The sequence below is a fragment of the Streptomyces sp. NPDC058284 genome (genome assembly GCF_042881135.1).
In the GTDB taxonomy this organism is placed as follows: Bacteria; Actinomycetota; Actinomycetes; order Streptomycetales; family Streptomycetaceae; genus Streptomyces.
Genome location: NZ_JBHVYE010000005.1, coordinates 208,949 through 234,233 on the forward strand (window position 1 = coordinate 208,949; position 25,285 = coordinate 234,233).

Annotated in this window: 25 protein-coding genes; 23 read left to right on the forward strand and 2 right to left on the reverse strand. The window is 71.1% G+C overall.

Translation table 11 applies throughout. The features are described 5' to 3' along the window. Positions 1-162: 162 nt before the first annotated feature. The 3 genes from ACFVYR_RS10285 to ftsH all read left to right on the forward strand — a co-directional run bounded on the left by ACFVYR_RS10285 (position 163) and on the right by ftsH (position 7,131). Positions 163-2,688, forward strand: coding sequence for a [protein-PII] uridylyltransferase (locus ACFVYR_RS10285; protein ID WP_384250006.1), 2,526 nt, complete (start codon positions 163-165; stop codon positions 2,686-2,688). A gap of 793 nt (positions 2,689-3,481) precedes the next feature. Then, positions 3,482-5,035, forward strand: coding sequence for a signal recognition particle protein (gene ffh, locus ACFVYR_RS10290; protein ID WP_384250008.1), 1,554 nt, complete (start codon positions 3,482-3,484; stop codon positions 5,033-5,035). 152 nt (positions 5,036-5,187) lie between these two features. Next, entirely contained in the window at positions 5,188-7,131 is a 1,944-nt protein-coding gene (gene ftsH / locus ACFVYR_RS10295; protein WP_384250010.1) for an ATP-dependent zinc metalloprotease FtsH, read from the forward strand. 38 nt (positions 7,132-7,169) lie between these two features. Here the strand turns inward: ftsH and ACFVYR_RS10300 are convergent, their stop codons facing one another. Continuing rightward, the gene (locus ACFVYR_RS10300) at positions 7,170-8,030 is read right to left on the reverse strand and encodes an SAM-dependent methyltransferase (RefSeq protein ID WP_384250013.1); all 861 of its coding nucleotides are present in this window, start codon (positions 8,028-8,030) and stop codon (positions 7,170-7,172) included. Positions 8,031-8,470: 440 nt separating this feature from the next. Here ACFVYR_RS10300 and ACFVYR_RS10305 point away from each other — a divergent pair, with 440 nt between their 5' ends. The 17 genes from ACFVYR_RS10305 (at position 8,471) to ACFVYR_RS10385 (ending at position 21,531) form a co-directional block, all read left to right on the forward strand. Continuing rightward, the gene (locus ACFVYR_RS10305; RefSeq protein WP_384250016.1) at positions 8,471-9,067 is read left to right on the forward strand and encodes a hypothetical protein; all 597 of its coding nucleotides are present in this window, start codon (positions 8,471-8,473) and stop codon (positions 9,065-9,067) included. A 190-nt stretch (positions 9,068-9,257) separates the two neighbouring features. Continuing rightward, complete coding sequence (gene rpsP, locus ACFVYR_RS10310; RefSeq protein WP_150186450.1) at positions 9,258-9,695, forward strand: 30S ribosomal protein S16; 438 nt, start codon at positions 9,258-9,260, stop codon at positions 9,693-9,695. Positions 9,696-9,697: 2 nt separating this feature from the next. Next, positions 9,698-9,937, forward strand: a complete 240-nt coding sequence (locus ACFVYR_RS10315) for an RNA-binding protein (protein ID WP_014176063.1) — start codon at positions 9,698-9,700, stop codon at positions 9,935-9,937. A 93-nt stretch (positions 9,938-10,030) separates the two neighbouring features. Further along, entirely contained in the window at positions 10,031-10,573 is a 543-nt protein-coding gene (gene rimM, locus ACFVYR_RS10320; RefSeq protein ID WP_384250020.1) for a ribosome maturation factor RimM, read from the forward strand. Next, on the forward strand, positions 10,573-11,394 hold the full coding sequence (gene trmD, locus ACFVYR_RS10325; protein WP_384250023.1) for a tRNA (guanosine(37)-N1)-methyltransferase TrmD: 822 nt from the start codon (positions 10,573-10,575) through the stop codon (positions 11,392-11,394). The genes rimM and trmD overlap by 1 nt, the downstream gene beginning before the upstream one ends. A 169-nt stretch (positions 11,395-11,563) precedes the next feature. Continuing rightward, positions 11,564-11,914 (forward strand): 50S ribosomal protein L19, encoded by a 351-nt coding sequence (gene rplS, locus ACFVYR_RS10330; protein ID WP_355811736.1) that lies wholly within the window; start codon positions 11,564-11,566, stop codon positions 11,912-11,914. A gap of 45 nt (positions 11,915-11,959) precedes the next feature. Then, on the forward strand, positions 11,960-12,682 hold the full coding sequence (gene lepB, locus ACFVYR_RS10335) for a signal peptidase I (RefSeq protein ID WP_384250027.1): 723 nt from the start codon (positions 11,960-11,962) through the stop codon (positions 12,680-12,682). Then, positions 12,675-13,760, forward strand: a complete 1,086-nt coding sequence (lepB, locus tag ACFVYR_RS10340; protein ID WP_384250030.1) for a signal peptidase I — start codon at positions 12,675-12,677, stop codon at positions 13,758-13,760. Before lepB (ACFVYR_RS10335) ends, lepB (ACFVYR_RS10340) begins: the two co-directional genes overlap by 8 nt. Next, entirely contained in the window at positions 13,645-14,619 is a 975-nt protein-coding gene (gene lepB / locus ACFVYR_RS10345) for a signal peptidase I (RefSeq protein WP_384250034.1), read from the forward strand. Before lepB (ACFVYR_RS10340) ends, lepB (ACFVYR_RS10345) begins: the two co-directional genes overlap by 116 nt. A gap of 76 nt (positions 14,620-14,695) precedes the next feature. Beyond that, on the forward strand, positions 14,696-15,451 hold the full coding sequence (gene lepB, locus ACFVYR_RS10350; RefSeq protein WP_384250037.1) for a signal peptidase I: 756 nt from the start codon (positions 14,696-14,698) through the stop codon (positions 15,449-15,451). Continuing rightward, positions 15,441-15,956: an NUDIX hydrolase gene (locus tag ACFVYR_RS10355; protein ID WP_384250040.1), complete on the forward strand. Its 516-nt coding sequence runs from the start codon at positions 15,441-15,443 to the stop codon at positions 15,954-15,956. Before lepB (ACFVYR_RS10350) ends, ACFVYR_RS10355 begins: the two co-directional genes overlap by 11 nt. Positions 15,957-16,011: 55 nt before the next feature. Beyond that, positions 16,012-16,320: a DUF2469 domain-containing protein gene (locus tag ACFVYR_RS10360; RefSeq protein WP_005311352.1), complete on the forward strand. Its 309-nt coding sequence runs from the start codon at positions 16,012-16,014 to the stop codon at positions 16,318-16,320. Positions 16,321-16,454: 134 nt separating this feature from the next. Continuing rightward, on the forward strand, positions 16,455-16,862 hold the full coding sequence (locus tag ACFVYR_RS10365) for a YraN family protein (RefSeq protein ID WP_384250043.1): 408 nt from the start codon (positions 16,455-16,457) through the stop codon (positions 16,860-16,862). After that, a complete protein-coding gene (locus ACFVYR_RS10370) occupies positions 16,862-18,481 on the forward strand; it encodes a YifB family Mg chelatase-like AAA ATPase (RefSeq protein WP_384250046.1) in 1,620 nt (539 codons plus the stop codon). The genes ACFVYR_RS10365 and ACFVYR_RS10370 overlap by 1 nt, the downstream gene beginning before the upstream one ends. Then, complete coding sequence (dprA, locus tag ACFVYR_RS10375; RefSeq protein ID WP_384250049.1) at positions 18,478-19,638, forward strand: DNA-processing protein DprA; 1,161 nt, start codon at positions 18,478-18,480, stop codon at positions 19,636-19,638. Before ACFVYR_RS10370 ends, dprA begins: the two co-directional genes overlap by 4 nt. A 387-nt stretch (positions 19,639-20,025) precedes the next feature. Beyond that, entirely contained in the window at positions 20,026-20,868 is an 843-nt protein-coding gene (gene whiG, locus ACFVYR_RS10380) for an RNA polymerase sigma factor WhiG (RefSeq protein WP_361720710.1), read from the forward strand. Between the two features lie 105 nt (positions 20,869-20,973). Then, positions 20,974-21,531, forward strand: a complete 558-nt coding sequence (locus ACFVYR_RS10385) for a TetR/AcrR family transcriptional regulator (protein ID WP_384250220.1) — start codon at positions 20,974-20,976, stop codon at positions 21,529-21,531. A gap of 8 nt (positions 21,532-21,539) precedes the next feature. Here ACFVYR_RS10385 and ACFVYR_RS10390 read toward each other — a convergent pair whose 3' ends face one another. After that, positions 21,540-22,097 (reverse strand): murein hydrolase activator EnvC family protein, encoded by a 558-nt coding sequence (locus tag ACFVYR_RS10390; RefSeq protein ID WP_384250052.1) that lies wholly within the window; start codon positions 22,095-22,097, stop codon positions 21,540-21,542. A 348-nt stretch (positions 22,098-22,445) separates the two neighbouring features. Here ACFVYR_RS10390 and rpsB point away from each other — a divergent pair, with 348 nt between their 5' ends. From rpsB to pyrH, 3 genes are all read left to right on the forward strand, one after another. Next, positions 22,446-23,372 carry a 30S ribosomal protein S2 gene (gene rpsB, locus ACFVYR_RS10395; RefSeq protein ID WP_384250055.1) on the forward strand — a complete coding sequence of 309 codons (927 nt, stop codon included), beginning with the start codon at positions 22,446-22,448 and terminating at the stop codon, positions 23,370-23,372. A gap of 98 nt (positions 23,373-23,470) precedes the next feature. After that, the gene (gene tsf, locus ACFVYR_RS10400) at positions 23,471-24,307 is read left to right on the forward strand and encodes a translation elongation factor Ts (RefSeq protein ID WP_384250058.1); all 837 of its coding nucleotides are present in this window, start codon (positions 23,471-23,473) and stop codon (positions 24,305-24,307) included. Between the two features lie 185 nt (positions 24,308-24,492). After that, positions 24,493-25,254, forward strand: coding sequence for a UMP kinase (gene pyrH / locus ACFVYR_RS10405; protein ID WP_384250061.1), 762 nt, complete (start codon positions 24,493-24,495; stop codon positions 25,252-25,254). Positions 25,255-25,285 lie beyond the last annotated feature (31 nt).

A 25,285-nucleotide genomic window follows, 5' to 3' on the forward strand; every position in this document is an offset into this window, starting at 1 on the left:
GGCGCCGGCCCTCGCGCGGCCGGCCACCGCCGGCCGGTCCGCGCCGGGCCCCCGGCGGGCCGGCGCCGCCCCCGCCCCCCCCCCGGGGCCCCCGCCCCGCCCCCCCCCGGGAGTGAGACGTCGGGCGAAATGAACTGAGTGGGACCGAACAGGAGCTGCTGGGTGACGAGTGTGGACGTACCTACCGAAGCGAAACCGGAAGAATCCGGACCCAGCGGCTACGCGGCGGCCCGGCTGCGGCTCCTCCACGAGGAGTCGCGGTCAGGGCCGCCGCGCCGTTCCGCCCTCGCGGAGCTGACGGACGACTGGCTGGCCGGGCTCTTCCGGGCCGGTGGCGGCGGCGGTGCGGGGTCCGCGGGCGTGCCGCGGGGCGTCGCGCTCGTCGCGGTGGGCGGCTACGGGCGCGGCGAGCTGTCGCCCCGCAGCGACCTCGACCTGCTCCTCCTGCACGACGGCAACGCGGCCGGCGCCGAGGTGGCCGCGCTCGCCGACCGCCTCTGGTACCCGGTCTGGGACCTCGGCCTCGCACTCGACCACTCCGTGCGGACACCCGCGGAGGCCAGGAAGACGGCCGGTGAGGACCTCAAGGTGCACCTCGGGCTCCTCGACGCCCGCCATGTCGCGGGCGACTCCGGGATGACCGCCGCGCTGCGCACCGCCGTGCTCGCCGACTGGCGCGACCAGGCGGTGAAGCGGCTGCCGGAGCTGCGCGAACTGTGCGAGGAACGGGCGGAGCGCCAGGGCGAGTTGAGCTACCTCCTCGAACCCGACCTCAAGGAGGCGAGGGGCGGGCTGCGCGACGTCACCGCGCTGCGGGCCGTCGCCGCGTCGTGGCTCGCGGACGCGCCCCGCGAAGGGCTCGCCGACGCCCGCAGGCACCTCCTCGACGTGCGCGACGCGCTGCACCTGGCGACCGGCCGGGCCACCGACCGGCTCGCCCTCCAGGAGCAGGACCAGGTCGCCGCCGAACTCGGCCTGCTGGACGCCGACACCCTGCTTCGGCAGGTCTACGAGGCGGCGCGCGTCGTCTCGTACGCCAGTGACGTGACCTGGCGCGAGGTCGGGCGCGTGCTGCGGGCGCGGGCCGGGCGACCGCGGCTGCGAACGCTCCTTGGTGGTGGCGGCGGGCGTGGCCGCGGAGCGGTGGCGGAGCGGACGCCGCTGGCCGAGGGGGTCGTCGAACAGGACGGGGAGGCCGTGCTCGCCCGCGCCGCCCGGCCCGAGCGGGACCCCGTCCTGCCGCTGCGGGCCGCCGCGGCGGCGGCGCAGGCGGGACTCCCGCTCTCGCTGCACGCCGTGCGCCGGCTGGCCGCCGCCGCGCGCCCCCTGCCCACGCCGTGGCCGGCCGAGGCCCGCGATCAGCTTGTGACGTTGCTCGGCGCGGGCCGGACGACGGTCGACGTGTGGGAGGCGCTGGAGGCCGAGGGGCTCATCACGCGGATGCTGCCGGACTGGGAGCGGGTGCGGTGCCGGCCGCAGCGCAACGCGGTCCACACCTGGACGGTCGACCGGCACCTGGTCGAGACGGCGGTACGGGCGGCCGAACTCACCCGGCGGGTGGGGCGGCCCGATCTGCTGCTCGTCGCGGCGCTGCTGCACGACATCGGCAAGGGGTGGCCCGGGGACCACTCCGAGGCCGGGGAGGTCATCGCCCGCGACGTCGCGGCGCGGATCGGGTTCGACGCGGACGACGTCGCGGTCGTCGCGTGCCTGGTCCGGCACCACCTGCTTCTCGTGGAGACGGCGACACGGCGTGACCTCGATGATCCCGCGACGGTACGGGGGGTCGCCGAGGCGGTGGGTTCCGTAGGGACGCTGGAGCTCCTGCACGCCCTGACCGAGGCGGACGCGCTGGCCACCGGGCCCGCGGCCTGGTCGGCGTGGCGGGCCTCGCTGGTCGCCGATCTGGTGCGGCGGGTGGCGGCGGTGCTCTCCGGGGACGCCGTCCCGGAGGATGCCGCAGAGGACGCGGCGCCGACGGCCGAGCAGGAGCGGCTCGCGATGGAGGCGTTCCGTACGGGTGGGCCCGTGCTGGCGCTTCGGGCGCGGGCGGAGAGGGAGGGGGAGGTCGAGGTCGAGGTCGAGGTCGGCGGGGAGGTCGAGGCGGAGGCGGACCCGCTCGGGGTGCGGCTGTTGGTCGCCGTGCCGGATCAGCCGGGGGTGCTGTCCGCGGTGGCCGGGGTCCTCGCGCTGCACCGGCTCGCGGTGCGGACCGCGGAGCTGCGGGAGGTGACGCTGCCCTCGGGCGTCGAGTCGTCCTCGGTGCTGCTGCTCAGCTGGCGGGTGGCGGCGGAGTACGGCTCGCTGCCGCAGGCGACGCGGTTGCGGGCCGATCTCGTGCGGGCACTCGACGGCTCACTCGACATCGAGGCGCGGCTCGCGGAGCGGGAGGCGGCCTACCCGCGCCGCCGCGGCCCGGCCGCCCCGCCGGCCCGGGTGACGGTGGCCCCGGCGGCTTCACGCCTCGCAACGGTGATCGAGGTGAGGGCCCAGGACGCCCCGGGCCTCCTGCACCGGATCGGGCGGGCGTTGGAGGCGGCGGGGGTGGTGGTGCGGAGTGCGCATGTGTCGACGCTGGGGGCGAACGCGGTGGATGCGTTCTATGTGACGGGGGCGGATGGGGGGCCGTTGGCGGGGGAGCGGGCGGTGGGGGTTGCTCGGGGGGTGGAGGGGGGGTTGCGGGGGTAGGGGGTGGGGGGTGGGCTTGGGTGGCGTGGGCGGTTGCGTGTGCGGTGGCGTGGGCGGTGGCGTGTGCGGCTGCGCTGGGGCTGGGGTCTGCGCTGTTGTGCGGTTGTGGGGCGGGGCCGCGGGGGTATGTGCGTACTCGCTATCCCTGCGTCGCGCTGCACGAACAATGGGGCTACAGGATGCTCGGTGCTCCGTTCGCACATACCCCCACGTCCCCTCCGGCGCGCGTGCGACCGCGCCCCGGTGGGGGCGCACCTACTGGCTCCCCTGTCTCGCTCCCCTGTCTCGGCTGTACGTCGCGGGTCCCTCTCCGGCACCTGCTCCCGCTGCGCGTCGCGGGGGCGTACCCGCCCCTCCCGGGACCCCCGCTCCCGCCATGCGTCGCGGGGATGTTCCCACCCCCCGGGTCCCTACTTCCGTCGTGCGTCGCGAGGTTGTACCCGCCCCTCCCGGGGCCCCCGCTCCCGCTGTGCGTCGCGGGGATGTCCCCACCCTCGGCCCTGCTGCCATTCGTGCGTCGCGGGGATGTACCCGCCCCCCCCGCCCCTACTCCCGCCGTGCGTCGCGGGGCAAACGGGTGGGTGGGTGGGAGACATCCGCCGCGGAGCGGCGGGCCCGTTCGTACCTGCAGACGGAGGCGGGGGAGCCCACCCACCGGAGCCCACCGGAACGCCACCCCGCCAGGGGCCCGCGCAGAACAACCGCCCAAGCCCACCGCACGGTGCCCTCGGTCGACCGATACTCTGGAAGGCGACCTGTTCCCCTTCCCCCGACCCGAGGATTCGCGACCGCCGTGTTCGATACTCTCTCCGACCGCCTCGCAGCGACATTCAAGAACCTCCGGGGCAAGGGCCGCCTGTCCGAGGCGGACATCGACGCCACGGCGCGCGAGATCCGCATCGCCCTCCTCGAGGCGGACGTCGCCCTGCCCGTCGTCCGCGCCTTCATCAAGCAGATCAAGGAGCGCGCGACCGGCGCCGAGGTCTCCCAGGCCCTCAACCCCGCCCAGCAGGTCATCAAGATCGTCAACGAGGAGCTCGTCGGCATCCTCGGTGGCGAGACGAGGCGCCTGCGCTTCGCCAAGACGGGCCCGACCGTCATCATGCTCGCGGGCCTCCAGGGTGCCGGTAAGACGACCCTCGCGGGCAAGCTCGGTCTCTGGCTGAAGGGCCAGGGCCACGCGCCGCTGCTCGTCGCCTGCGACCTCCAGCGCCCCAACGCCGTCAACCAGCTGAGCGTGGTCGCGGAGCGCGCCGGCGTCGGCGTCTACGCCCCCCAGCCGGGCAACGGCGTCGGCGACCCGGTGCAGGTCGCCAAGGACTCGGTCGAGTACGCGAAGACCAAGCAGTTCGACGTCGTCATCGTCGACACCGCGGGACGCCTCGGCATCGACCAGGAGCTGATGCAGCAGGCCGCGGACATCCGCGACGCCGTCAGCCCGGACGAGGTCCTCTTCGTCGTCGACGCCATGATCGGTCAGGACGCGGTCAACACGGCCGAGTCCTTCCGGGACGGCGTCGGCTTCGACGGCGTCGTGCTCTCCAAGCTCGACGGTGACGCCCGCGGTGGTGCCGCGCTCTCGATCGCGCAGGTCACAGGGCGTCAGATCATGTTCGCCTCGAACGGCGAGAAGCTGGACGACTTCGACGCGTTCCACCCGGACCGCATGGCGTCCCGCATCCTCGGCATGGGCGACATGCTCACGCTGATCGAGAAGGCCGAGCAGACCTTCTCGCAGCAAGAGGCCGAGAAGATGGCCTCCAAGCTGGCCTCCAAGAAGGGTGTGGACTTCACCCTCGACGACTTCCTGGCCCAGATGGAGCAGGTCAGGAAGATGGGCAGCATCAGCAAGCTGCTCGGGATGATGCCCGGGATGGGGCAGATCAAGGACCAGATCGCCAATCTGGACGAGCGGGACGTGGACCGTACCGCCGCCATCATCAAGTCGATGACGCCCGCCGAGCGTCAGGAGCCGACGATCCTCAACGGCTCGCGCCGGGCCCGTATCGCCAAGGGCTCCGGCGTCGACGTCAGCGCCGTGAAGAACCTCGTCGAGCGGTTCTTCGAGGCGCGGAAGATGATGTCCCGCATGGCCCAGGGCGGCGGCATGCCGGGTATGCCCGGGATGCCGGGCATGGGCGGCGGCCCCGGCAGGCAGAAGAAGAAGCAGAAGCAGGCCAAGGGCAAGCGCCGCTCCGGCAACCCGATGAAGCGCAAGCAGGAGGAGCAGGAGGCGGCCGCCCGCCGCGAGCAGGCCGGTCAGGACAGCGGCGCCTTCGGGCTTCCGGGTGGCCAGGCCGGCCAGAACTTCGAGCTTCCCGACGAGTTCAAGAAGTTCATGGGCTGACGTTCGTCGAGTGGACGGAACCGCCCGCCCGATCATGGGCTGTTCCGTCCCGTACGCCAATGGGGCGCCCCTCCGTAAAGGGGCGCCCCATTGGCGTTTCCCGGCCCCCCGGAGCAGGTGCCCGAGGCCAATTTCTGACGTAACGTCCGGATATGAGCAACCCTGTGCCGCCGCGCCAGGCGCCCGATCCGCCGTGGCGTTCCGAGGGCGCGCCGCCGCCCGACCCGACGCCGCCGCCGAAGAAGAAGATGCCGGGCGGCTGGGGCGGCCTGGTCCTGACGGCTCTGATCGTGTATCTCATCGCCAACCTCGTCCTGTCCTTCTTCAACGACGGCGACGAGCCGACGATCTCGTACACGGAGTTCGCCAAGCAGGTCGACTCCGGCAACGTCACGAAGATCTACTCCAAGGGCGACGCGATCCAGGGGCAGCTCAAGAAGGAGCAGTCCAAGCCGGACGGTGACAAGGGGAAGTACACCAAGTTCACGACGCAGCGCCCCGCCTTCGCCGACGACAAGCTCTGGGACGACCTGACCAAGCACAAGGTCACCGTCACCGCCGAGCCTGTGGTGCAGGAGCGCAGCTTCCTGTCGAACCTGCTCATCTCGCTCGCCCCGATGCTGCTGCTCGTCGTGCTCTGGATCTTCATCGCCCGGCGCATGGGCGCGGGGATGGGCGGCGGGGGCGGCATGCTCGGCCGCAAGACGCCGCCGAAACCCGTCGAACTGGAGCCCGGGGCGAAGCGGACCACGTTCGAGGACGTGGCGGGGATCGACGAGGTCGAGGGCGAGCTCAACGACGTCGTCGACTTCCTGAAGAACCCCGACGCCTACCGCAGGATGGGTGCCAGGATGCCGCGCGGCGTGCTGCTCGCGGGGCCGCCCGGCACCGGCAAGACGCTGCTCGCCCGCGCCGTGGCGGGCGAGGCGGGCGTGCCCTTCTTCTCCGCCTCCGCCTCGGGCTTCATCGAGATGATCGTGGGCGTGGGCGCCTCGCGCGTACGCGAACTCTTCGCCGAGGCCCGCAAGGTCGCGCCGTCGATCATCTTCATCGACGAGATCGACACCATCGGGCGCGCGCGGGGCGGCGGCAGCGGAATGGGCGGGCACGACGAGCGCGAGCAGACGCTGAACCAGATCCTCACCGAGATGGATGGTTTCTCCGGCGCGGAAGGCGTCATCGTGCTCGCCGCCACCAACCGCGCAGACGTCCTCGACCCCGCCCTCACCAGACCCGGGCGCTTCGACCGCGTCGTCAACGTCTCACCGCCCGACCGCGGCGGCCGCGAGGCCATCCTCAAGATCCACACGCGGGCCATCCCACTGGCCGACGACGTCGACCTCGCCCAGGTCGCCCGTACGACGCCGGGCATGACCGGCGCCGAACTCGCCAACCTCGCCAACGAAGCGGCCCTCGTCGCCGTCAAGCGCAAGCAGCGAACGGTCACCCAGTCCGACCTCTCCGAAGCCATGGAGAAGGTCCAGCTCGGCGCCGAGCGGCCGCTCGTGATGCCGGAGGACGAGCGCAGGCGCACCGCGTACCACGAAAGCGGCCACGCCCTGCTCGGCATGCTGCAACCCGGCGCCGACCCGGTCCGCAAGATCACGATCGTGCCGCGCGGGCGTGCGCTGGGCGTGACGCTCTCGACTCCCGACTCCGACAAATACGCGTACACCGAGGAGTACCTCAGAGGTCGCATCATCGGCGCCCTGGGAGGCATGGCCGCCGAACACGTCGTCTACGGAGTCGTCACCACCGGCGCCGAGAACGACCTGGAGCAGGTCACCAACATCGCGCGCGGCATGGTCGGCCGCTGGGGCATGAGCGAACTCGTGGGCCGCCTCTCGGCCCTGCCGAACGACGCCCAGCAGGCGTACGGGCTCGCGGCCGCCCCCGGGACCCTCGACACCATCGACGGTGAGATGCGCCGGATCGTCGACGAGTGCTACGAGAGCGCCTGCCGCCAGCTGCGCGACCACCGGGACCAACTCGACGCGCTGGCCGTGGCATTGCTGGAGAACGAGACGCTGGAGGAAGCGCAGGCGTACCGGGTGGCGGGCATCACGCGGATGGCCAAGGACGGCGAGGGCCTGTGACCTTGGCCCGGGCCGGCAGTTTCGGCCGCCGCGGGCGGCTAGGGCGTGCGGGCGATCAGGTAGCGGAAGACGTTCGGCATCCACACCGTGCCGTCCCCGCGCCGATGCGGATGCAGCGCCTCCGTCAGCTCCTTGTCGACCTGCACCTGGTCCGTCGCGCCCACCGCCGCGTCGAACAGCCCCGTCGACAGCAGCCCGCGCGCCGCGCTCTCCACGTCCGCGTATCCGAAGGGGCACGCCACCCGGCCCGAGCCGTCCGGCTTGAGCCCCGCCCGATGGGCGACTTCCTCCAGGTCGTCCCGGAGCGCGGGGCGCCAGCTGCCCGTGGACCGGAGCGGATCGGCGAGCTTCGTCGCCACCCTCAGTACTGAGGAGGTCGCACAACGCTCCGGAGGGCCCCAGCCGGCGAGTACCACCGGGGCGCCGCGCCCGGCGAGCGGGGCCGCCGCCTCCAGGAGGTCGGACAGCCCTTCGGAGTCACCCGCCATGCAGCCGATCGGCTGGAAGGCGGTGACGAGGTTGTACGCGGGCAGCTCCGGGTCCGCCGCGTCCGCCGGGCCGCCTTCCACCAGGCGGGTACCGGCACGCGCGCGTGCTGCCTCCCCGCCGTCCGCCAGCAGACGTTCGCGCGCGAGAGCGAGGCGTTCGGGGTGCGCGGGGTCGACGCCGGTGACCGCGGCGCCGCGGGAGAGGGCCATCAGCAGAGCCAGTCCGGAACCGCAGCCGAGGCCGAGGAGCCGGGTGCCTCCATTCACTTCGAGCCGTTCGTACACCGCTTCATAGAGCGGGACCAGCATCCGTTCCTGGATCTCCGCCCAGTCACGCGCGCGTGCACACAGGTCCACACGGGGCGAAGCGCCCGCGCGGGGGAGGTGCGACTGCACGAGTGTTGGTGTCATCGAAAGCGCCCCAATCAAACGAGAGTTGGTGCAGTGCCGGAATCCAACGGTTCATCCGCCCCCGTGCAGTGCGCTCGCACTCCCCCCGTATGCCAGAGAACTCCGCATCCGTCGTGGAGTCCAGAGGTTGTCGGGCAATGCTTGCGTGCCACCGTTGTGCGCCCCTCCCGGGTACGCCGGACCGCGGGCCGGTGCCGGACGCCGATGAGACCCCGGGTAACGTCGCTGTCGTCGCCCGCTCCCACCCGGCGCGAGGACATGGGCTACGCGCTGGGGCGTACGCGCCGCTACGTACCGGCTTGATGCGAGCTGTGAGGCTTCTCCGCAGATCAGCGCACCCGCCCTCGTCCGGACGCATCAATGGCAACTGACGGGTACGTGCAAATTATTTGGGATGCCCCGGAATGGAACCCCCGGGGCACTCGGCTCGTTGTCACGACGTGAGCACGACACCACCTGTTCTCGCCGCAGAGCTGGCACAGGCGTGGGCCGACATTCAGCGGCACCACCCCGAGCTGCCCGACCTTGCCGCGCCCGAATCCCTGATCGGAGAGTCGTCGTCCGCCTGTGGCGCCGAGCTCTCCTTCGAGCGACTGCTTCACGAAGCAGTCCATGGCATCGCCGCCTCGCGCGGTGTACGCGACACTTCACGTGCCGGCCGCTACCACAACCGCAGATTCCTCGCGATCGCCGAGGAGCTGGGCCTCGACCACCCCGAGGAGCCACATCCGAGCAGCGGCTTCTCCCTGGTCACGCTCAACCCGGAGGCGAAGAAGCTCTACCGCCCGACGATCGAGCGCCTGCAGCGCGCGCTGAAGGCGCACACCGCGGCGACGACGGCGGACACCGCGCGCAGCTTCCGGGGCCCCGCCGCCCGGCACGGCTCCTCAGGAGGAGGCGTGCGAGTGAAGGCGGTCTGCGACTGCGGGCGCAACGTCCGCGTCGTCCCCTCGGTGCTCGCCCAGGCGCCGATCATGTGCGGCGGCTGCGGGAAGCCGTTCCGCATCCCGGACGTGGTCGCCGTGGGTGTGGGCTGAGCCCGGCCGGGGCGCCCGGTCCGGGTTCGGGCGCCCCGGGGACGTATGGCACAATGGCTAGCTGTACTCGACAGTCGCACAGGACCCCTCTCTCCTCCGGCTGACGCGTCCATCGGGCACTCGAGTACCGCAACCCCACGCGGCATCACTGTTGTGCCCACCCACGTCAAGACCAGGAGACACCACTCCCGTGGCAGTCAAGATCAAGCTGAAGCGTCTGGGCAAGATCCGTTCGCCTCACTACCGCATCGTCGTCGCCGACTCCCGTACCCGCCGTGATGGCCGGGCCATCGAGGAGATCGGTCTGTACCACCCGGTGCAGAACCCCTCGCGCATCGAGGTCAACTCGGAGCGTGCCCAGTACTGGCTGTCCGTCGGCGCCCAGCCGACCGAGCCGGTCATGGCCATCCTAAAGCTCACCGGCGACTGGCAGAAGCACAAGGGCCTGCCGGCCCCGGCGCCGCTGAAGGTCGCCGAGCCCAAGGACAAGCGCGCCGCCTTCGAGGCCTTCACCAAGGGTCTCGAGGGCGACGACGCCAAGGGTGAGGCCATCACCCAGAAGGCCAAGAAGTCGGACAAGAAGGCGGACGAGGCCGAAGCCGCGTCCACCGAGTCCACCGAGGCCTGAGCATGCTCGAGGAGGCTCTCGAGCACCTCGTGAAGGGCATCGTCGACAACCCCGACGACGTGCAGGTGGCCTCGCGCAACCTGCGCCGCGGGCGCGTCCTCGAGGTCCGGGTCCACCCTGACGACCTCGGCAAGGTGATCGGCCGCAACGGCCGCACCGCGCGTGCCCTGCGCACGGTCGTGGGCGCCATCGGTGGCCGCGGTGTCCGCGTCGACCTCGTCGACGTGGACCAGGTTCGCTGAACCGGGTTCGCAGAACCACAGCAGCACCGGCTCGGGCCGGGGAGGGCTCCAGGGCCTTCCCCGGCCCGTAGTCGTTGGATGAGGAGAAACGCAGTGCAGTTGGTAGTCGCCCGCATCGGCCGTGCCCACGGCATCAAGGGTGAGGTCACCGTCGAGGTCCGCACCGACGAGCCGGAGCTGCGGCTCGGCCCCGGTGCCGTCCTCGCCACGGACCCCGCCTCCGCAGGCCCGCTGACCATCGAGTCGGGCCGGGTGCACAGCGGCCGACTGCTGCTGCGCTTCGAGGGCGTACGCGACCGCACCGGCGCAGAGGCGCTGCGCAACACCATCCTGATCGCCGAGGTCGACCCGGCGGAGCTCCCCGAGGACGAGGACGAGTTCTACGACCACCAGCTCATGGACCTCGACGTCGTCCTGGAGGACGGCACGGAGGTCGGCCGGATCACCGAGATCTCGCACCTGCCCTCGCAGGACCTCTTCATCGTGGAACGGCCCGACGGCAGCGAGGTCATGATCCCCTTCGTCGAGGAGATCGTCACCGAGATCGACCTCGATGCCCAGCGCGCGGTCATCGACCCGCCCCCCGGTCTCATCGACGACCGCGCCGAGATCGCCTCCGCGCGGGACGAGGCGTAATGCGGCTCGACGTCGTCACGATCTTCCCCGAGTACCTGGACCCCCTGAACGTCTCCCTCGTCGGCAAGGCACGCGCGCGTGGGCAGCTCGACGTCCAGGTCCACGACCTCAGACAGTGGACGTACGACCGGCACAACACGGTCGACGACACCCCCTACGGCGGCGGCCCCGGCATGGTCATGAAGACCGAGCCCTGGGGCGCGGCCCTCGACGACGTGCTCGCCGACGGGTACGAGGCGGGGGCCCACGGGCCCGTCCTGGTCGTCCCCACGCCCAGTGGCCGCCCCTTCACCCAGGAGCTCGCCGTGGAGCTCTCCGAGCGCCCCTGGCTCGTCTTCACCCCCGCGCGCTACGAGGGCATCGACCGCCGCGTCACGGACGAGTACGCGACCCGCATGCCCGTCTACGAGGTCTCCATCGGCGATTACGTCCTCGCCGGCGGGGAGGCCGCCGTCCTGGTCGTCACGGAGGCCGTGGCCCGGCTCCTGCCGGGCGTGCTCGGCAACGCCGAGTCCCACCAGGACGACTCCTTCGCCCCCGGAGCCATGGCCAACCTCCTGGAGGGTCCGGTCTACACCAAGCCTCCCCAGTGGCGCGGGCACGGCATCCCCGACGTGCTGCTCAGCGGCCACCACGGCAAGATCGCGCGCTGGCGGCGGGACGAGGCGCTGCGGCGCACCGTTCGCAACAGGCCCGATCTCATCGAGCGCTGCGAGCCCGGGGCCTTCGACAAGAAGGACCGCGAGATGCTCTCGATCCTGGGGTGGCGGCCGGGGCCCGACGGCCGATTTGGGCGAGACCCCCAAGCCGTGGAAGAATAGGCCGCTGCTGTACGTCCAGCGTGCGCCCCTGCCACAGGGGGATCGGCCGAAGCTCTTCTCCCCGCTCGGCGGGGAAGGCCAAGACGCCCGCCCGACGCGAACAGCTACCGAATCCTCATCATCACATCCCACTGATGACCTGTGGCATCAGTGAAGAAAGCAGACGATCATGGCTAACCTGCTCGACTCCGTCGACAGCGCGTCGCTGCGCAGCGACGTCCCGGCTTTCCGCCCGGGTGACACCGTCAACGTCCACGTGCGCGTCATCGAGGGCAACCGCTCCCGTGTGCAGCAGTTCAAGGGCGTAGTCATCCGTCGCCAGGGTGCCGGCGTGCGCGAGACCTTCACGGTCCGCAAGGTCTCCTTCTCCGTCGGCGTCGAGCGCACCTTCCCGGTGCACACCCCGATCGTCGAGAAGATCGAGCTCGTCACCCGCGGTGACGTGCGCCGCGCGAAGCTGTACTACCTCCGTGAGCTGCGCGGCAAGGCCGCGAAGATCAAGGAGAAGCGCGAGCGCTGAGCTCCCGCGCGGGTCCACAGCGGGGCCGGATAGCATCTGGCCCCGATGGACACCGAAGCACAGCACACGGAGCGCGACCGCTCCTCCCCACCCTCCGATTCCGGCGACGTCCCGCACGTCGCCGAAGCATCCGAGGAGACGGAGGAACGGTCGCGCTCCGTTTTCGCGTTCCTCACCGACTGGCTGCCGGGCGGCGGATGGACCCTGACGTTCCTGCTGTGCATGGGTTTCCTGCTCGTCATCAGCACCTTCGTGGTGCAGCCCTTCCAGATTCCGAGCGGCTCCATGGAGCCCGCGTTCCGCTCCGGGGACCGGGTACTCGTCAACAAGTTGGCGTACCGTTTCGGTTCCGGACCGCAGCGGGGTGACGCGGTCGTCTTTGACGGCAGCGGGTACTTCGGAGACGCCGACTACATCAAGCGCGTCGTCGGAACCGGGGGAGACCGGGTGGTCTGCTGTGACAAGCGGGGGAGGATCAAGGTGAACGGCGAGCCCGTCGACGAGCCGTACCTCTACCCGGGCAACCCTCCCTCCAAGGTGCCCTTCGACGTCGTCGTCCCCGAGGACAGCCTCTTCCTCCTCGGCGATCACCGCAGTGACTCCAGGGACTCCCGCGACCACCTCGGCGAGCCCGGCGGCGGCATGATCCCCGTCGACGAGGTCATCGGCAGGGCCGACTGGATCGCCTGGCCGGTCGGTCACTGGACCTCCCTGAAGCGTCCCGACGGCTACGCGCGCGTGCCCGGACCCGGCGGCGCGCATGGGTAACCGCGGCCGGACGCGCGGTGCCGAGAACAGCGCGCACACGCCACTGCCCACCGGGTCCCGGCCGACCGACGGCCCCGTACTGCCCGGCCGGGCCGACCGGCGCAAGCTCGCGAAGAAGGTGAAGCGGCGCAGGCGGCGCTCGGCCATCAAGGAAGTGCCGCTCCTCATAGGGGTGGCCCTGCTGATAGCTCTGGTCCTGAAGACCTTCCTTGTGCAGGCCTTCGTGATCCCTTCGGGATCCATGGAGCAGACGATCCGGATCGGCGACCGGGTACTGGTCGACAAGCTCACGCCGTGGTTCGGGGCGAAGCCGGACCGCGGTGACGTCGTCGTCTTCAAGGACCCCGGCAACTGGCTCGAAGAGGAGCAGGGCAAGAAGAATCACGACCCCGTGGTCGTCAAGCAGATCAAGGAGGGCCTGACCCAGATCGGTCTGCTTCCCTCCGACAGCGAGCGGGACCTGATCAAGCGTGTGATCGGCGTCGGCGGCGACACCGTGAAGTGCTGCGACAAGAACGGCAAGGTCACCGTCAACGGCACCCCCCTCGACGAGCCCTACATCCACCCCGGGGACAAGCCCTCCGCCTTCGCGTTCGAGGTGAAGGTCCCCGAAGGGCGCCTCTTCATGATGGGCGACCACCGGAGCGACTCGGCCGACTCCCGTTTCCACCGCGCCGAGAAGTTCCACGGCACCGTCTCCGAGGACGAGGTGGTGGGGCGCGCGATCGTCATCGCCTGGCCCTTCGGCCACTGGCGCAAACTGGACGAGCCCGCCACATTTGCGTCAGTTCCCGACGCGCGTGCGGGAAAGGCCGTGGCCACAGGTGTGTCGCATAGGGTGGCCCCCGGCGATCGATATGGATTGATCCGGCTCCCGACCCCTGCGGAACTCCCGCTCGTTATGGGAGTGGTGGGCCTGCATCGCATCTGGGGCAGGCGGCGGCACGGACTGAGGAGTGGATGTGGGGGATTTGGCGGTCGGCGCACGATCCGGACACGAGGGGCCCGAGGAGCGGCCGGAGCGATCCGACGAGCCGGGCGTCGAGGGCGTCGAAGGCGGTGCCACCCCCGGGAATGACGGCACGGACGCCGACGGCGCCGCCGGCGGCGCGACGAAGGAGCAGGGCGGCAAGCAGCGGAAGAAGCCCCGCTCCTTCTGGAAGGAGCTCCCGCTCCTCATCGGCATCGCCCTGGTCCTGGCACTGGTCATCAAGACCTTCCTGGTCCAGGCGTTCTCAATCCCGTCGGACTCGATGCAGAACACGCTGCAGCAGGGCGACCGCGTCCTCGTCGACAAGCTGACGCCGTGGTTCGGATCCGAGCCCGAGCGCGGCGAGGTCGTCGTCTTCCGGGACCCCGGCCACTGGCTGGACGGCGAGCCCACGCCCGACCCGAACGCGGTCCAGCGGGTCCTCGGCTGGGTCGGCCTGATGCCGTCCGCCGACGAGAAGGACCTCATCAAGCGCGTCATCGGCGTGGGCGGCGACACCGTGGAATGCAAGGGCACGGGCCCGGTGAAGGTCAACGGCAAGGCGCTGAACGAGCCGTACGTCTTCGCCGGCAACACCCCTTGCAGCGTCGACGACCAGGGCGGCCAGTTCAAGGTCACGGTACCCAAGGGCAAAATCTGGGTCATGGGTGACCACCGGCAGAACTCCCTGGACTCGCGCTACCACCAGAACCAGCCCGGGGGCGGCGCCGTCCCCGTGGACAACGTCGTGGGCCGCGCCATCGTGATCGCCTGGCCGCCCACCCGCTGGACGACGCTGCCCAAGCCCGACACCTTCGACCAGCCGGGCATCAACGCGCTCTCCAGCGCTGCCCCGAGCGTCCTCGGACTCGCGGGAGCCGTCCCGGTCGTGCTGTGGCGCAGGCGTCGGCTCACGGTGGCCGCCGCGCGCGACGCGAGGGTTTCTGGCGGCAGTACCGCCGGGTAGGGTGCCGTCCCAGATCGCCGATCTTCCGCCGCCCGCAGGGGCGGCGGGGTCGTCTCCGAAGCGGGGGAGCACTGGGATGAGCAGGACACGTCGTACGGACGAGGGCCGCGGAAGGCTCGGCAGCGTGCTGTCGGGCATCGCCGTGGCCCTCGGCTGTGTGCTCTTCCTCGGCGGGTTCGCCTGGGGCGCCGTCCAGTACCAGCCGTACACCGTCCCCACCGGATCGATGACACCGACGATCGGCTCCGGCGACCGGGTGCTCGCACAGCGCATAGACGGCGACGACGTGCGCCGCGGTGACGTCGTCGTCTTCAAGCAGTCGACCTGGGGCGATCTGCCGATGGTCAAGCGCGTCGTCGGCATCGGCGGCGACAAGGTCGCCTGCTGCAAGGACGGCAAGCTGACCGTCAACGGCAAGGAAGTCGCAGAACCGTATCTGCCCGAGGGGCAGGGCGCCGCGGCCACCGGCATCCCCACCACCACGGTCCCCGAGGGCCGCCTCTTCCTCCTCGGCGACGAGCGCAGCGGTTCCCTGGACTCCAGCGTGCACCTGGGCGACGCGGACCACGGCTCGGTGCCGCGCGATGCCGTGCGGGCGCGGGTCGACGCGGTGGCCTGGCCGATGGACGAGTTCGGCATGCTGGAACGGCCCAAGGGCTTCGCGGACATGCCGGGCGGCATCTCGCGGCCGGGACCGCTGCGCATGGTGGTGATCGCTGTCGTGGCGGGCATGGTCCTCGTCCTGGGCGGTGCGGCGTACGGGCCGGTGGCGAAGCGTCTGGGCCGTCGACGCGGCGGGAGCCGTGCCGGGGAGACCGCGAGTGCCGGCTGAGAGCGCGGCGTCACTGTCGGGGCGGCCGTTGCGCCGGGTCGCGCGCGTGGTCCTGCTGGACCGGGACGACCGCATCCTGCTGCTGCACGGCTATGAGCCCGGGAATCCGGCGGACGACTGGTGGTTCACGCCGGGCGGCGGTGTGGAGGGCGACGAGACGCGGGAGGAGGCGGCCCTGCGCGAGCTGCGGGAGGAGACCGGCATCACGGACGTCGAGCTTGGCCCCGTCCTGTGGCGGCGGGTCTGCTCCTTCCCGTTCGCCGGGCGGCGCTGGGACCAGGACGAGTGGTACTACCTGGCCCGCACGTCACAGACGCGGACCGTCGCCGAGGGCCTCACGGAACTGGAAAGACGCAGTGTCACCGGAGCACGTTGGTGGACGTGCCGAGAACTGACCGAGGCTCATGAGACGGTGTATCCGACCAGGCTCGCCGGGCTGTTTCGCAGACTGCTCGACGAGGGGCCCCCGAATCGGCCCGAGATCCTCGACACGGAAATCGTGTAGGGGTTCGCGGGGCTGACGCACAATAGGGGGACGCACGGCTGAAGGGGAACATGCCATGAGCGCCGAGGACCTCGAGAAGTACGAGACCGAGATGGAGCTGAAGCTCTACCGGGAGTACCGCGATGTCGTCGGTCTGTTCAAATACGTGATCGAGACGGAGCGCCGTTTCTACCTCACCAACGACTACGAGATGCAGGTGCACTCGGTCCAGGGCGAGGTCTTCTTCGAGGTGTCCATGGCGGACGCCTGGGTGTGGGACATGTACAGACCCGCTCGTTTCGTCAAGCAAGTGCGCGTTCTCACATTCAAGGACGTGAACATCGAGGAGCTCAACAAGAGCGATCTCGAGCTGCCGGGCAGCTGAGGCGGCCAGGGCTGCCGCCAGGACCGGCGCCCTCGGGGGCGAGCCGGAGCGCGGTGGAATTCACTCGCAGGGGTGGCGGAGTTTTCCACAACCGGTGAGTAGTGCACCAAGATCCAACAGGTGCGGGCCGACGCGTGACTGTGGGTGCCGGAGGTGGTGCCGACATGAACGCACGGGGAGCAATCGGCAGGTACGGCGAGGAGCTGGCCGCACGGCGGATGGTCGAGTCGGGGATGACGGTTCTGGAGCGCAACTGGCGCGCGGGCAGAACCGGTGAGATCGACATCGTGGCCATGGACGGCGAGGCCCTGGTCGTCTGCGAGGTCAAGACGCGCAGGGCGGGCCGGGACGGCTCAGTGCCGTTCGAGCATCCGATGGCGGCCGTGGGGCGGATCAAGGCGGAGCGGCTGCGGAGACTGGCCGAGCGCTGGATCGAGGAGCGCGGCGGCCCACCGCCGGGCGGCGTCCGCATCGATCTGGTCGGCGTCCTGATCCCGCGGCGCGGTGTCCCCGTGGTCGAGCACGCGCGGGGGGTGGCGTGATGGGTTTCGCGCGCACGTGTTCCGTCGCCCTGGTCGGTGTCGAGGGCGTGGTCGTCGAGGTGCAGGCCGATCTGGAGCCCGGCGTCGCGGCGTTCACGCTGGTGGGACTGCCGGACAAGAGCCTGACCGAGAGCCGCGACCGGGTCCGTGCCGCCGTGGTCAACTCCGGCGGCGAGTGGCCCCAGAAGAAGCTCACGGTCGGACTGAGCCCGGCGTCGGTGCCGAAGGGTGGCAGCGGATTCGACCTCGCGGTCGCCTGCGCCGTCCTCGGAGCGGCCGAGCGGATCGACCCGAAGGTCCTCGCCGACATCGTGATGATCGGGGAGCTGGGCCTCGACGGCCGGGTGCGGCCGGTCCGGGGCGTGCTGCCCGCGGTCCTCGCGGCGGCCGACGCGGGGTACGAGCAGGTGGTCGTCCCGGAGTGCACGGCCGCCGAGGCCGCGCTGGTGCCGGGCGTATCCGTCCTCGGCGTGCGCAGCCTGCGGCAGCTCATCGCGGTGCTCACCGATGAGCCGGTGCCGCAGGAGGAGCCGGACGAGACGGGCCGGCCCGATCCGATGCTCGCCGGACTCTGCGTGCCCGGCACCGGCCTCGGCACGGGCCTCAGCGGCGCCCTGGACGACACCCATGCGCTCGACCTGGCCGATGTCGTCGGCCAGACGCCGGCCAGGACCGCCGTCGAGGTCGCCGCGGCAGGGGCGCACCACCTCTTCCTGCAAGGGCCGCCGGGTGCCGGAAAGACGATGCTCGCGGAGCGGCTGCCCGCCGTCTTGCCCCGGCTGACCCGGGAAGAGTCCCTGGAAGTCACCGCGGTCCACTCGGTGGCGGGCATGCTGCCACCGGGCAAGCCACTGGTCGACATCGCGCCCTACTGCGCACCGCACCACTCCGCGACGATGCAGTCCCTGGTGGGCGGCGGCAAGGGAGTGCCCCGGCCGGGGGCGGTGTCCCTCGCTCATCGAGGAGTGCTCTTTCTCGACGAGGCGCCGGAGTTCAGCAGCCAGACCCTGGACTCCCTGCGCCAGCCCCTCGAATCGGGACACGTGGTGATCGCGCGCAGCGCCGGTGTGGTGCGGCTGCCCGCGAAGTTCCTGATGGTGCTCGCGGCCAACCCCTGCCCGTGCGGCCGCCATACGCTGCTGGGCGACGGCTGCGAATGCCCCGCCTCCGTCATCCGCCGCTATCAGGCCCGCCTCTCGGGACCGCTGCTCGACCGGATCGACCTGAAGGTCGTCGCGGAGCCCGTCACCCGGTCCGAACTGGCCGGGTACGGCACGCGCGGGGAGTCCACCCAGACCGTCGCCGACCGGGTGCGGGCCGCGCGGGAGAGAGCGGCGGCCAGGCTGACCGGCACCGGCTGGCGGACCAACAGCGAGGTTCCCGGCCATGCGCTGCGCACCCGCTGGCCCGCCGACCCCGGCGCGCTGGACGCGGCCGAGCTGGACCTGGAGCGCGGCTTCCTGACCGCCCGCGGCCTTGACCGCGTCCTGCGGGTGGCCTGGACCGTCGCGGACCTCGCGGGACACGGCAGGCCCACCGCGCAGGACGTCGCCCTGGCGCTGCAATTGCGTACAGGGGTCTCACGCGGCGTGCCGATGACGATCGGGGCGCCGGCGTGATCGCCGATGCGCCGCCGGACGACGAGCGGCTCGCCCGGGTCGCCCTGACCCGGGTCCTGGAGCCGGGGGACGCGGTCGGCGGGCGGTGGCTTCGTGAGCTGGGCGCGGCCGAGTTGCTGCGCAGGCTCGGCGGGGAGGAGGAGCGGCCGGCCGGGGTGACCGCGCGGCGCTGGGAGGGGCTGCGGGCACGGGCGGCCGAGGTGCGGCCGGAGCGGGATCTGCGGGTGGCGGCGGACGTCGGGGGGAGGTTCGTGTGTCCGGGGGACGCGGAGTGGCCGGTGACGCTGGACGACCTGGGGGACGCGCGGCCGGTCGGGCTCTGGGTCAGGGGGCGGCCCTCCTTGCGGATGTGGGCGCTGCGCTCGGTGGCCGTCGTCGGGGCGCGGGCCTGCACGGAGTACGGCGCGCACATGGCCGCGGGGCTCGCCGCGGGGCTCGCGGAGCGCGGCTGGGTGGTGATCTCCGGCGGGGCGTACGGGGTGGACGGTGCCGCGCACCGCGGGGCGCTCGGCGCCGGTGGCGCCACCGCGGCAGTGCTGGCCTGCGGCGTCGACCGTCCCTATCCGAGCGGGCACGCCGAGCTGATCGGCCGGATCGCGGAACAGGGTCTTGTCGTGGGCGAGTTGCCACCGGGGGATCACCCGACACCGAGCCGGTTCATCCAGCGGAACAGGGTGATCGCGGCGCTGACCCGGGGGACGGTGGTGGTCGAGGCCGCGTACCGCAGTGGGGCGCTCGCCACGGCACGCAGCGCTCAGGAATTGGGACGCTTCACGATGGGGGTGCCGGGGCCCGCGACCAGCGGTCTCTCCGCGGGGGTGCACGAACTGCTGCGGGGTGACGGTGTCCTGGTGACCGACGCCGCCGAAGTCGTCGAGCTCGTCGGTGACATGGGGGAGCTCGCGCCGGCCCGGCGGGGCCCCGTCGTGCCGCGTGACCTGCTCGCTCCGGAGGTGCAGCGCGTCCTGGCGGCGCTGCCGGCCCGCGCGCGGGTGGCGGCGCGGGATGTCGCGGTCGGCGCCGGGACGACGGAGGACGAAGCGGTCGGGCGATTGTACGAGCTTCAGTCGTTGGAGTTCGTCGAACGACATGGCGACGGCTGGCAGTTGACACGCCAGGCGTTTCGGTCCGTCTTCGCCGATGGAGGTGAATCGTGACCCAGTGTGTTGCGCCGGACGGATGACCCTCGACAGCCTTGGGAAATAACGCAGTTGATACGCCGACGCCATCACACAGAGCGACGGATCTGCCCCTCGGGGGCGCCCAGCGGAACGTATCTGCGCCCTCAGGACCCCATACTGTTCGCACACTGCGACACTTCAGTCACGCTACGCTCACAAGTCTTCCGGCACGGACGGACAACCAGACGGTCGGCACGGACGGACAACCAGACGGACAACCTCATTCACCCCACGCACACTCTCCACCGCACCGGCGTGACCGACGCCGGCGTTCCGAACGGCTCGCGCGACGTCACCGGCCCGTGCGACCCCACCGGCTCACGCGACCTCACCAGTTCACGGCAGAACGGCTCAAGGCGACGAATGCCCCAGCACACCTCAGGGTCCGACCGGGCAGCGGTTCCCCCCGCCGCTCGTAGCGGCGAGCGGGAGCGGCCCCCCGCGCCGTCGTCGCTGGACGAGCTGTGGCGGTCGTACAAGGAGACGGGCGACGGGCGGCTGCGGGAGCAGCTGATCCTGCACTACTCACCGCTGGTGAAGTACGTCGCGGGACGGGTGAGCGTGGGGCTGCCGCCCAACGTCGAACAGGCCGACTTCGTCTCGTCCGGGGTGTTCGGGCTGATCGACGCGATCGAGAAGTTCGACATCGAGCGGTCCATCAAGTTCGAGACATACGCGATCACGCGCATCCGCGGCGCCATGATCGACGAACTGCGGGCGCTCGACTGGATCCCCCGGTCCGTGCGGCAGAAGGCGCGCAATGTCGAGCGGGCCTACGCCACGCTGGAGGCGCAGCTGAGGCGGACTCCCTCGGAGGGGGAGGTCGCCGCCGAGATGGGGATCGCACTGGAGGAACTGCACGCGGTTTTCAGCCAGTTGTCCCTGGCGAACGTGGTGGCCCTCGAAGAGCTGCTGCACGTCGGCGGCGAGGGCGGCGACCGGCTCAGCCTGATGGACACGCTCGAGGACCACGCGGCCGACAATCCGGTCGAGGTCGCCGAGGACCGGGAGCTGCGCCGGCTGCTGGCGCGGGCGATCAACACGCTGCCGGAGCGTGAGAAGACCGTCGTGACGCTCTACTACTACGAGGGCCTCACGCTCGCCGAGATCGGCAATGTGCTCGGCGTGACCGAGAGCCGGGTGAGCCAGATCCACACGAAGTCCGTGCTGCAGCTGCGGGCGAAGCTGGCGAGTTTTGGCCGCTGAGCACGGTGAATGGTCCCTGCCCCGGCGGCGCGGGCACGGCAGCGGCTCCCGCCCGCGGCGCGCCGTCCGTAAAGTGGAGCCGTGCCAAGGATTCGAGCGGCCTCAGTGGCCGAGCACCGGTCGATGCAACGCGGCGCCCTGCTGGACGCCGCGCGTTCCCTGCTGTCCGAAGGCGGTACGGAGGCGCTGACCTTCCCCGCCCTCGCCGAGCGCACCGGGCTCGCCCGGTCCTCCGTGTACGAGTACTTCCGGTCGCGGGCGGCCGTGGTGGAAGAGCTGTGCGAGGTCGACTTCCCCGTCTGGGCGGCGGAGGTGTCGGCGGCGATGGAGGGTGCGGAGTCGGCCGAGGGCAAGGTCGAGGCCTATGTGCGGCGACAGCTCGCCCTGGTGGGTGACCGGCGGCACCGGGCCGTGGTCGCCATCTCCGCGAGCGAGCTCGACGCGGGGGCGCGGGAGAAGATCCGTGCCGCGCACGGCGGCCTCATCGCGATGATCGTCGAGGCGCTCGAGGAGCTGGGGCACGAGCAGCCGCGGATGGCGGCGATGCTGCTGCAGGGGATCGTGGACGCGGCGGTGCGGCGGATCGAGCTGGGCGCCGCCGAGGCCCCGACCGCCATCACCGAGGCAGCCGTGGCCATGGCTCTGCGCGGTGTGCGGGGCTGACGGAGGCCTCATGTTCCGGGGCTCACCGGTAGCAGGCGGGACGGGCCCCGGTGCCGGAGCCACGGGGGCAGCAGGCTCAACGGGTCCAGATAGGTCCCGGCTCTGCGCAGGCCCCAGTGCAGGCAGCTCCGCGGGCAGTGGCCGGCCGGGAGTTCCAGGGTGCCGATCTCGTCGCCCGCCCCGACCTTGTCGCCCTTCTTCAGCGAGGCCCTGACCGGTTCGTATGTCGTGCGCAGCGGCGGGTCGCCCGTGCCGTCCAGTTCCACCGAGATCACGCCTCTGCCCGCCACCCGGCCCGCGAAGACGATGTGTCCCGGGGCCGCCGCCCGTACCGGACTACCCGGCGGCGCGGCCAGGTCCACGCCGCGGTGGCCCGCGCCGTACGGGGTCGACGGCGGGTCCCAGCCGCGTACGACCTGGGGCCGGCCGGTCGGTGCGCCCACCGGCCAGACGGCGGCCGGTCGTGAGGCCGACGGCGGGGCCGGGAGCGGGCCAGGGGCCGGGGTCGCGGGCAGGACCGTCGCGAGCAGGGCTGCCAGCGTCGGCAGCAGAAGTCCGAGATGCATGGGAGAACCGTCCCGCGCCGGACACCGCCGCGGGGATCATGGTCCGGATCTGTGGACGGCCGGCCGGTTGTGGACAGGCGCGTCACCCGGTCGTGTGAGGCGCGGCCGCCGTCCGGACACCGCCGGGACCTGGGCATCGACGGCGGCGTCACCCGGTACCCCGCGGGTCCCGTACACTTCTCGTGGCGATCCGGGTCACCGGGTCGACTTCGCACGCCCCGGCACCAGGCCATGAAACAGCCGGTGTCAGCGCCCCTCGGTCCCTCGTGGGCACGGCGCACAGCGGGCGTCAGGCGCGAGTGCCGTCCGGCACACGCGGCACAACCGAGATTCTCAAGGAGAGCGGCCATGGCCGTCGTCACGATGCGGGAGCTGCTGGAGAGCGGCGTCCACTTCGGTCACCAGACCCGTCGTTGGAACCCGAAGATGAAGCGCTTCATCTTCACGGAGCGCAACGGCATCTACATCATCGACCTGCTCCAGTCGCTGTCGTACATCGACCGCGCCTACGAGTTCGTCAAGGAGACCGTCGCCCACGGCGGCACGGTCATGTTCGTCGGCACGAAGAAGCAGGCGCAGGAGGCCATCGCGGAGCAGGCCACCCGCGTCGGCATGCCCTACGTGAACCAGCGCTGGCTGGGCGGCATGCTCACCAACTTCTCGACCGTCTACAAGCGTCTGCAGCGCCTCAAGGAGCTCGAGCAGATCGACTTCGAGGACGTCGCCGCGTCCGGTCTCACCAAGAAGGAGCTTCTCGTGCTCTCGCGCGAGAAGGCCAAGCTGGAGAAGACCCTCGGTGGTATCCGCGAGATGTCCAAGGTGCCCAGCGCCGTCTGGATCGTGGACACCAAGAAGGAGCACATCGCGGTCGGCGAGGCCCGGAAGCTCAACATCCCGGTCGTCGCCATCCTCGACACCAACTGCGACCCCGACGAGGTCGACTACAAGATCCCGGGCAACGACGACGCGATCCGCTCCGTCACCCTGCTCACCCGCGTGATCGCCGACGCCGTCGCCGAGGGCCTCATCGCCCGTTCCGGCGTGGCCACCGGTGACTCGAAGCCGGGCGAGAAGGCCCAGGGCGAGCCGCTCGCCGAGTGGGAGCGCGACCTGCTCGAGGGCGAGAAGAAGGCCGACGAGCCGAAGGCCGCCGAGGCCGACGCCGAGGTTCAGAAGTCCGCCGAGACGGAGAAGGCCGCCGACGCCGAGCAGGCCGAGGCTCCCGCCGAGGTTGCCGCCGTCGAGGCGCCCGCCGCGGACGCCGAGCAGGCCTGACCGCACAGGTTCGGTAAGTGACGGCGGGGGCCATCGGCCCCCGCCTTTCACCCGTAGACCTTCGTAGATCTTTCAGACTTCGAGAGAGAAATTCGATCATGGCGAACTACACCGCCGCTGACGTCAAGAAGCTCCGTGAGCTCACCGGCGCCGGCATGATGGACTGCAAGAAGGCGCTCGACGAGGCCGAGGGCAGCGTCGACAAGGCCGTCGAGGCGCTCCGCATCAAGGGCCAGAAGGGCGTCGCCAAGCGCGAGGGCCGCTCCGCCGAGAACGGCGCCGTGGTCTCCCTCATCGCCGACGACAACACCTCCGGTGTCATCGTCGAGCTGAAGTGCGAGACGGACTTCGTCGCCAAGGGCGAGAAGTTCCAGGCCGTGGCGAACAACCTCGCCGCCCACGTCGCCAAGACCTCCCCGGCCGACCTCGAGGCGCTCCTCGCCTCCGAGATCGAGGCCGGCAAGACCGTCCAGGCGTACGTCGACGAGGCCAACGCCAACCTCGGCGAGAAGATCGTCCTGGACCGCTTCGCGCAGTTCTCCGGCGCCTACGTCTCCGCGTACATGCACCGCACGATGCCCGACCTGCCCCCGCAGATCGGTGTCCTCGTCGAGCTGGACAAGGCCGACGCCGACGTGGCCAAGGGCATCGCCCAGCACATCGCCGCCTTCGCGCCGAAGTACCTCTCCCGTGAGGACGTCCCGGCCGACGTCGTCGAGTCGGAGCGTCGCGTCGCCGAGGAGACCACCCGCGCCGAGGGCAAGCCCGAGGCCGCCCTGCCGAAGATCGTCGAGGGTCGCGTCAACGGCTTCTTCAAGGAGGCCACCCTCCTCGGCCAGCCGTACGCGCTGGACAACAAGAAGTCGGTCGAGAAGGTTCTCGCCGAGGCCGGTGTCACCCTGAAGCGCTTCTCGCGCATCAAGGTCGGCATCTGAGTCCGTACCGCGATCGACGGTAGACCCCGCTAGGGTCGACAGCGGTCGCCCGCGCACGGCACTCGTGCGTGACGTACGACCGCAGGATCTGACGAGGAGGCCACTGCCGAGCATGGGATGCGAACGACACCCCGCCGGCAGTGGCCTTCTTCGCATGTGTGCCAAGTAAGAGAAGCGAGAACCACATGACCACCAAGGCCGACTCGAAGAGTGACGACGACAAAGTTGCCGGACGCTTCCTGCTGAAGCTCTCCGGCGAGGCGTTCGCCGGTGGAGGCGGCCTCGGGGTCGATCCCGATGTGGTGCACGCCATCGCCCGCGAGATCGCGGCCGTCGTCCGTGACGGCGCGCAGATCGCCATCGTGATCGGTGGTGGCAACTTCTTCCGCGGCGCCGAGCTCCAGCAGCGCGGCATGGACCGGGCCCGCTCCGACTACATGGGCATGCTCGGCACCGTCATGAACTGCCTCGCCCTCCAGGACTTCCTGGAGAAGGAGGGCATCGAGTGCCGCGTCCAGACCGCCATCACCATGGGCCAGGTCGCGGAGCCGTACATCCCGCTGCGCGCCGTGCGCCACCTGGAGAAGGGCCGCGTGGTCATCTTCGGCGCAGGCATGGGCATGCCGTACTTCTCCACCGACACCACCGCCGCGCAGCGCGCCCTGGAGATCGACGCGGAGGCGCTGCTCATGGGCAAGAACGGCGTGGACGGTGTCTACGACTCCGACCCCAAGACCAACCCCGACGCCGTGAAGTACGACGCCCTCGGCTACGGCGAGGTCATCACCCGCGATCTCAAGGTCGCCGACATGACCGCGATCACGCTGTGCCGGGACAACAAGCTGCCCATCCTCGTCTTCGAGCTGCTCTCCGAAGGCAATATCGCCCGGGCCGTCAAGGGTGAGAAGATCGGCACACTCGTGGGCGACCAGGGAAGCCGGGCCTGACCCGAGGGACCTGGGCCAGTCTCAAGAGACG

Excerpts from the sequence above, each read along its gene's own strand:
- ftsH (WP_384250010.1), top strand. The coding sequence starts at position 5,188 with ATGAGCAACCCTGTGCCGCCGCGCCAGGCGCCCGATCCGCCGTGGCGT.
- ACFVYR_RS10300 (WP_384250013.1), bottom strand. The coding sequence starts at position 8,030 with ATGACACCAACACTCGTGCAGTCGCACCTCCCCCGCGCGGGCGCTTCG.
- ACFVYR_RS10315 (WP_014176063.1), top strand. The coding sequence starts at position 9,698 with ATGCTCGAGGAGGCTCTCGAGCACCTCGTGAAGGGCATCGTCGACAAC.
- trmD (WP_384250023.1), top strand. The coding sequence starts at position 10,573 with ATGCGGCTCGACGTCGTCACGATCTTCCCCGAGTACCTGGACCCCCTG.
- rplS (WP_355811736.1), top strand. The coding sequence starts at position 11,564 with ATGGCTAACCTGCTCGACTCCGTCGACAGCGCGTCGCTGCGCAGCGAC.
- lepB (WP_384250027.1), top strand. The coding sequence starts at position 11,960 with ATGGACACCGAAGCACAGCACACGGAGCGCGACCGCTCCTCCCCACCC.
- lepB (WP_384250030.1), top strand. The coding sequence starts at position 12,675 with ATGGGTAACCGCGGCCGGACGCGCGGTGCCGAGAACAGCGCGCACACG.
- lepB (WP_384250037.1), top strand. The coding sequence starts at position 14,696 with ATGAGCAGGACACGTCGTACGGACGAGGGCCGCGGAAGGCTCGGCAGC.
- ACFVYR_RS10360 (WP_005311352.1), top strand. The coding sequence starts at position 16,012 with ATGAGCGCCGAGGACCTCGAGAAGTACGAGACCGAGATGGAGCTGAAG.
- ACFVYR_RS10370 (WP_384250046.1), top strand. The coding sequence starts at position 16,862 with ATGGGTTTCGCGCGCACGTGTTCCGTCGCCCTGGTCGGTGTCGAGGGC.
- whiG (WP_361720710.1), top strand. The coding sequence starts at position 20,026 with ATGCCCCAGCACACCTCAGGGTCCGACCGGGCAGCGGTTCCCCCCGCC.
- ACFVYR_RS10390 (WP_384250052.1), bottom strand. The coding sequence starts at position 22,097 with ATGCATCTCGGACTTCTGCTGCCGACGCTGGCAGCCCTGCTCGCGACG.
- rpsB (WP_384250055.1), top strand. The coding sequence starts at position 22,446 with ATGGCCGTCGTCACGATGCGGGAGCTGCTGGAGAGCGGCGTCCACTTC.
- tsf (WP_384250058.1), top strand. The coding sequence starts at position 23,471 with ATGGCGAACTACACCGCCGCTGACGTCAAGAAGCTCCGTGAGCTCACC.
- pyrH (WP_384250061.1), top strand. The coding sequence starts at position 24,493 with ATGACCACCAAGGCCGACTCGAAGAGTGACGACGACAAAGTTGCCGGA.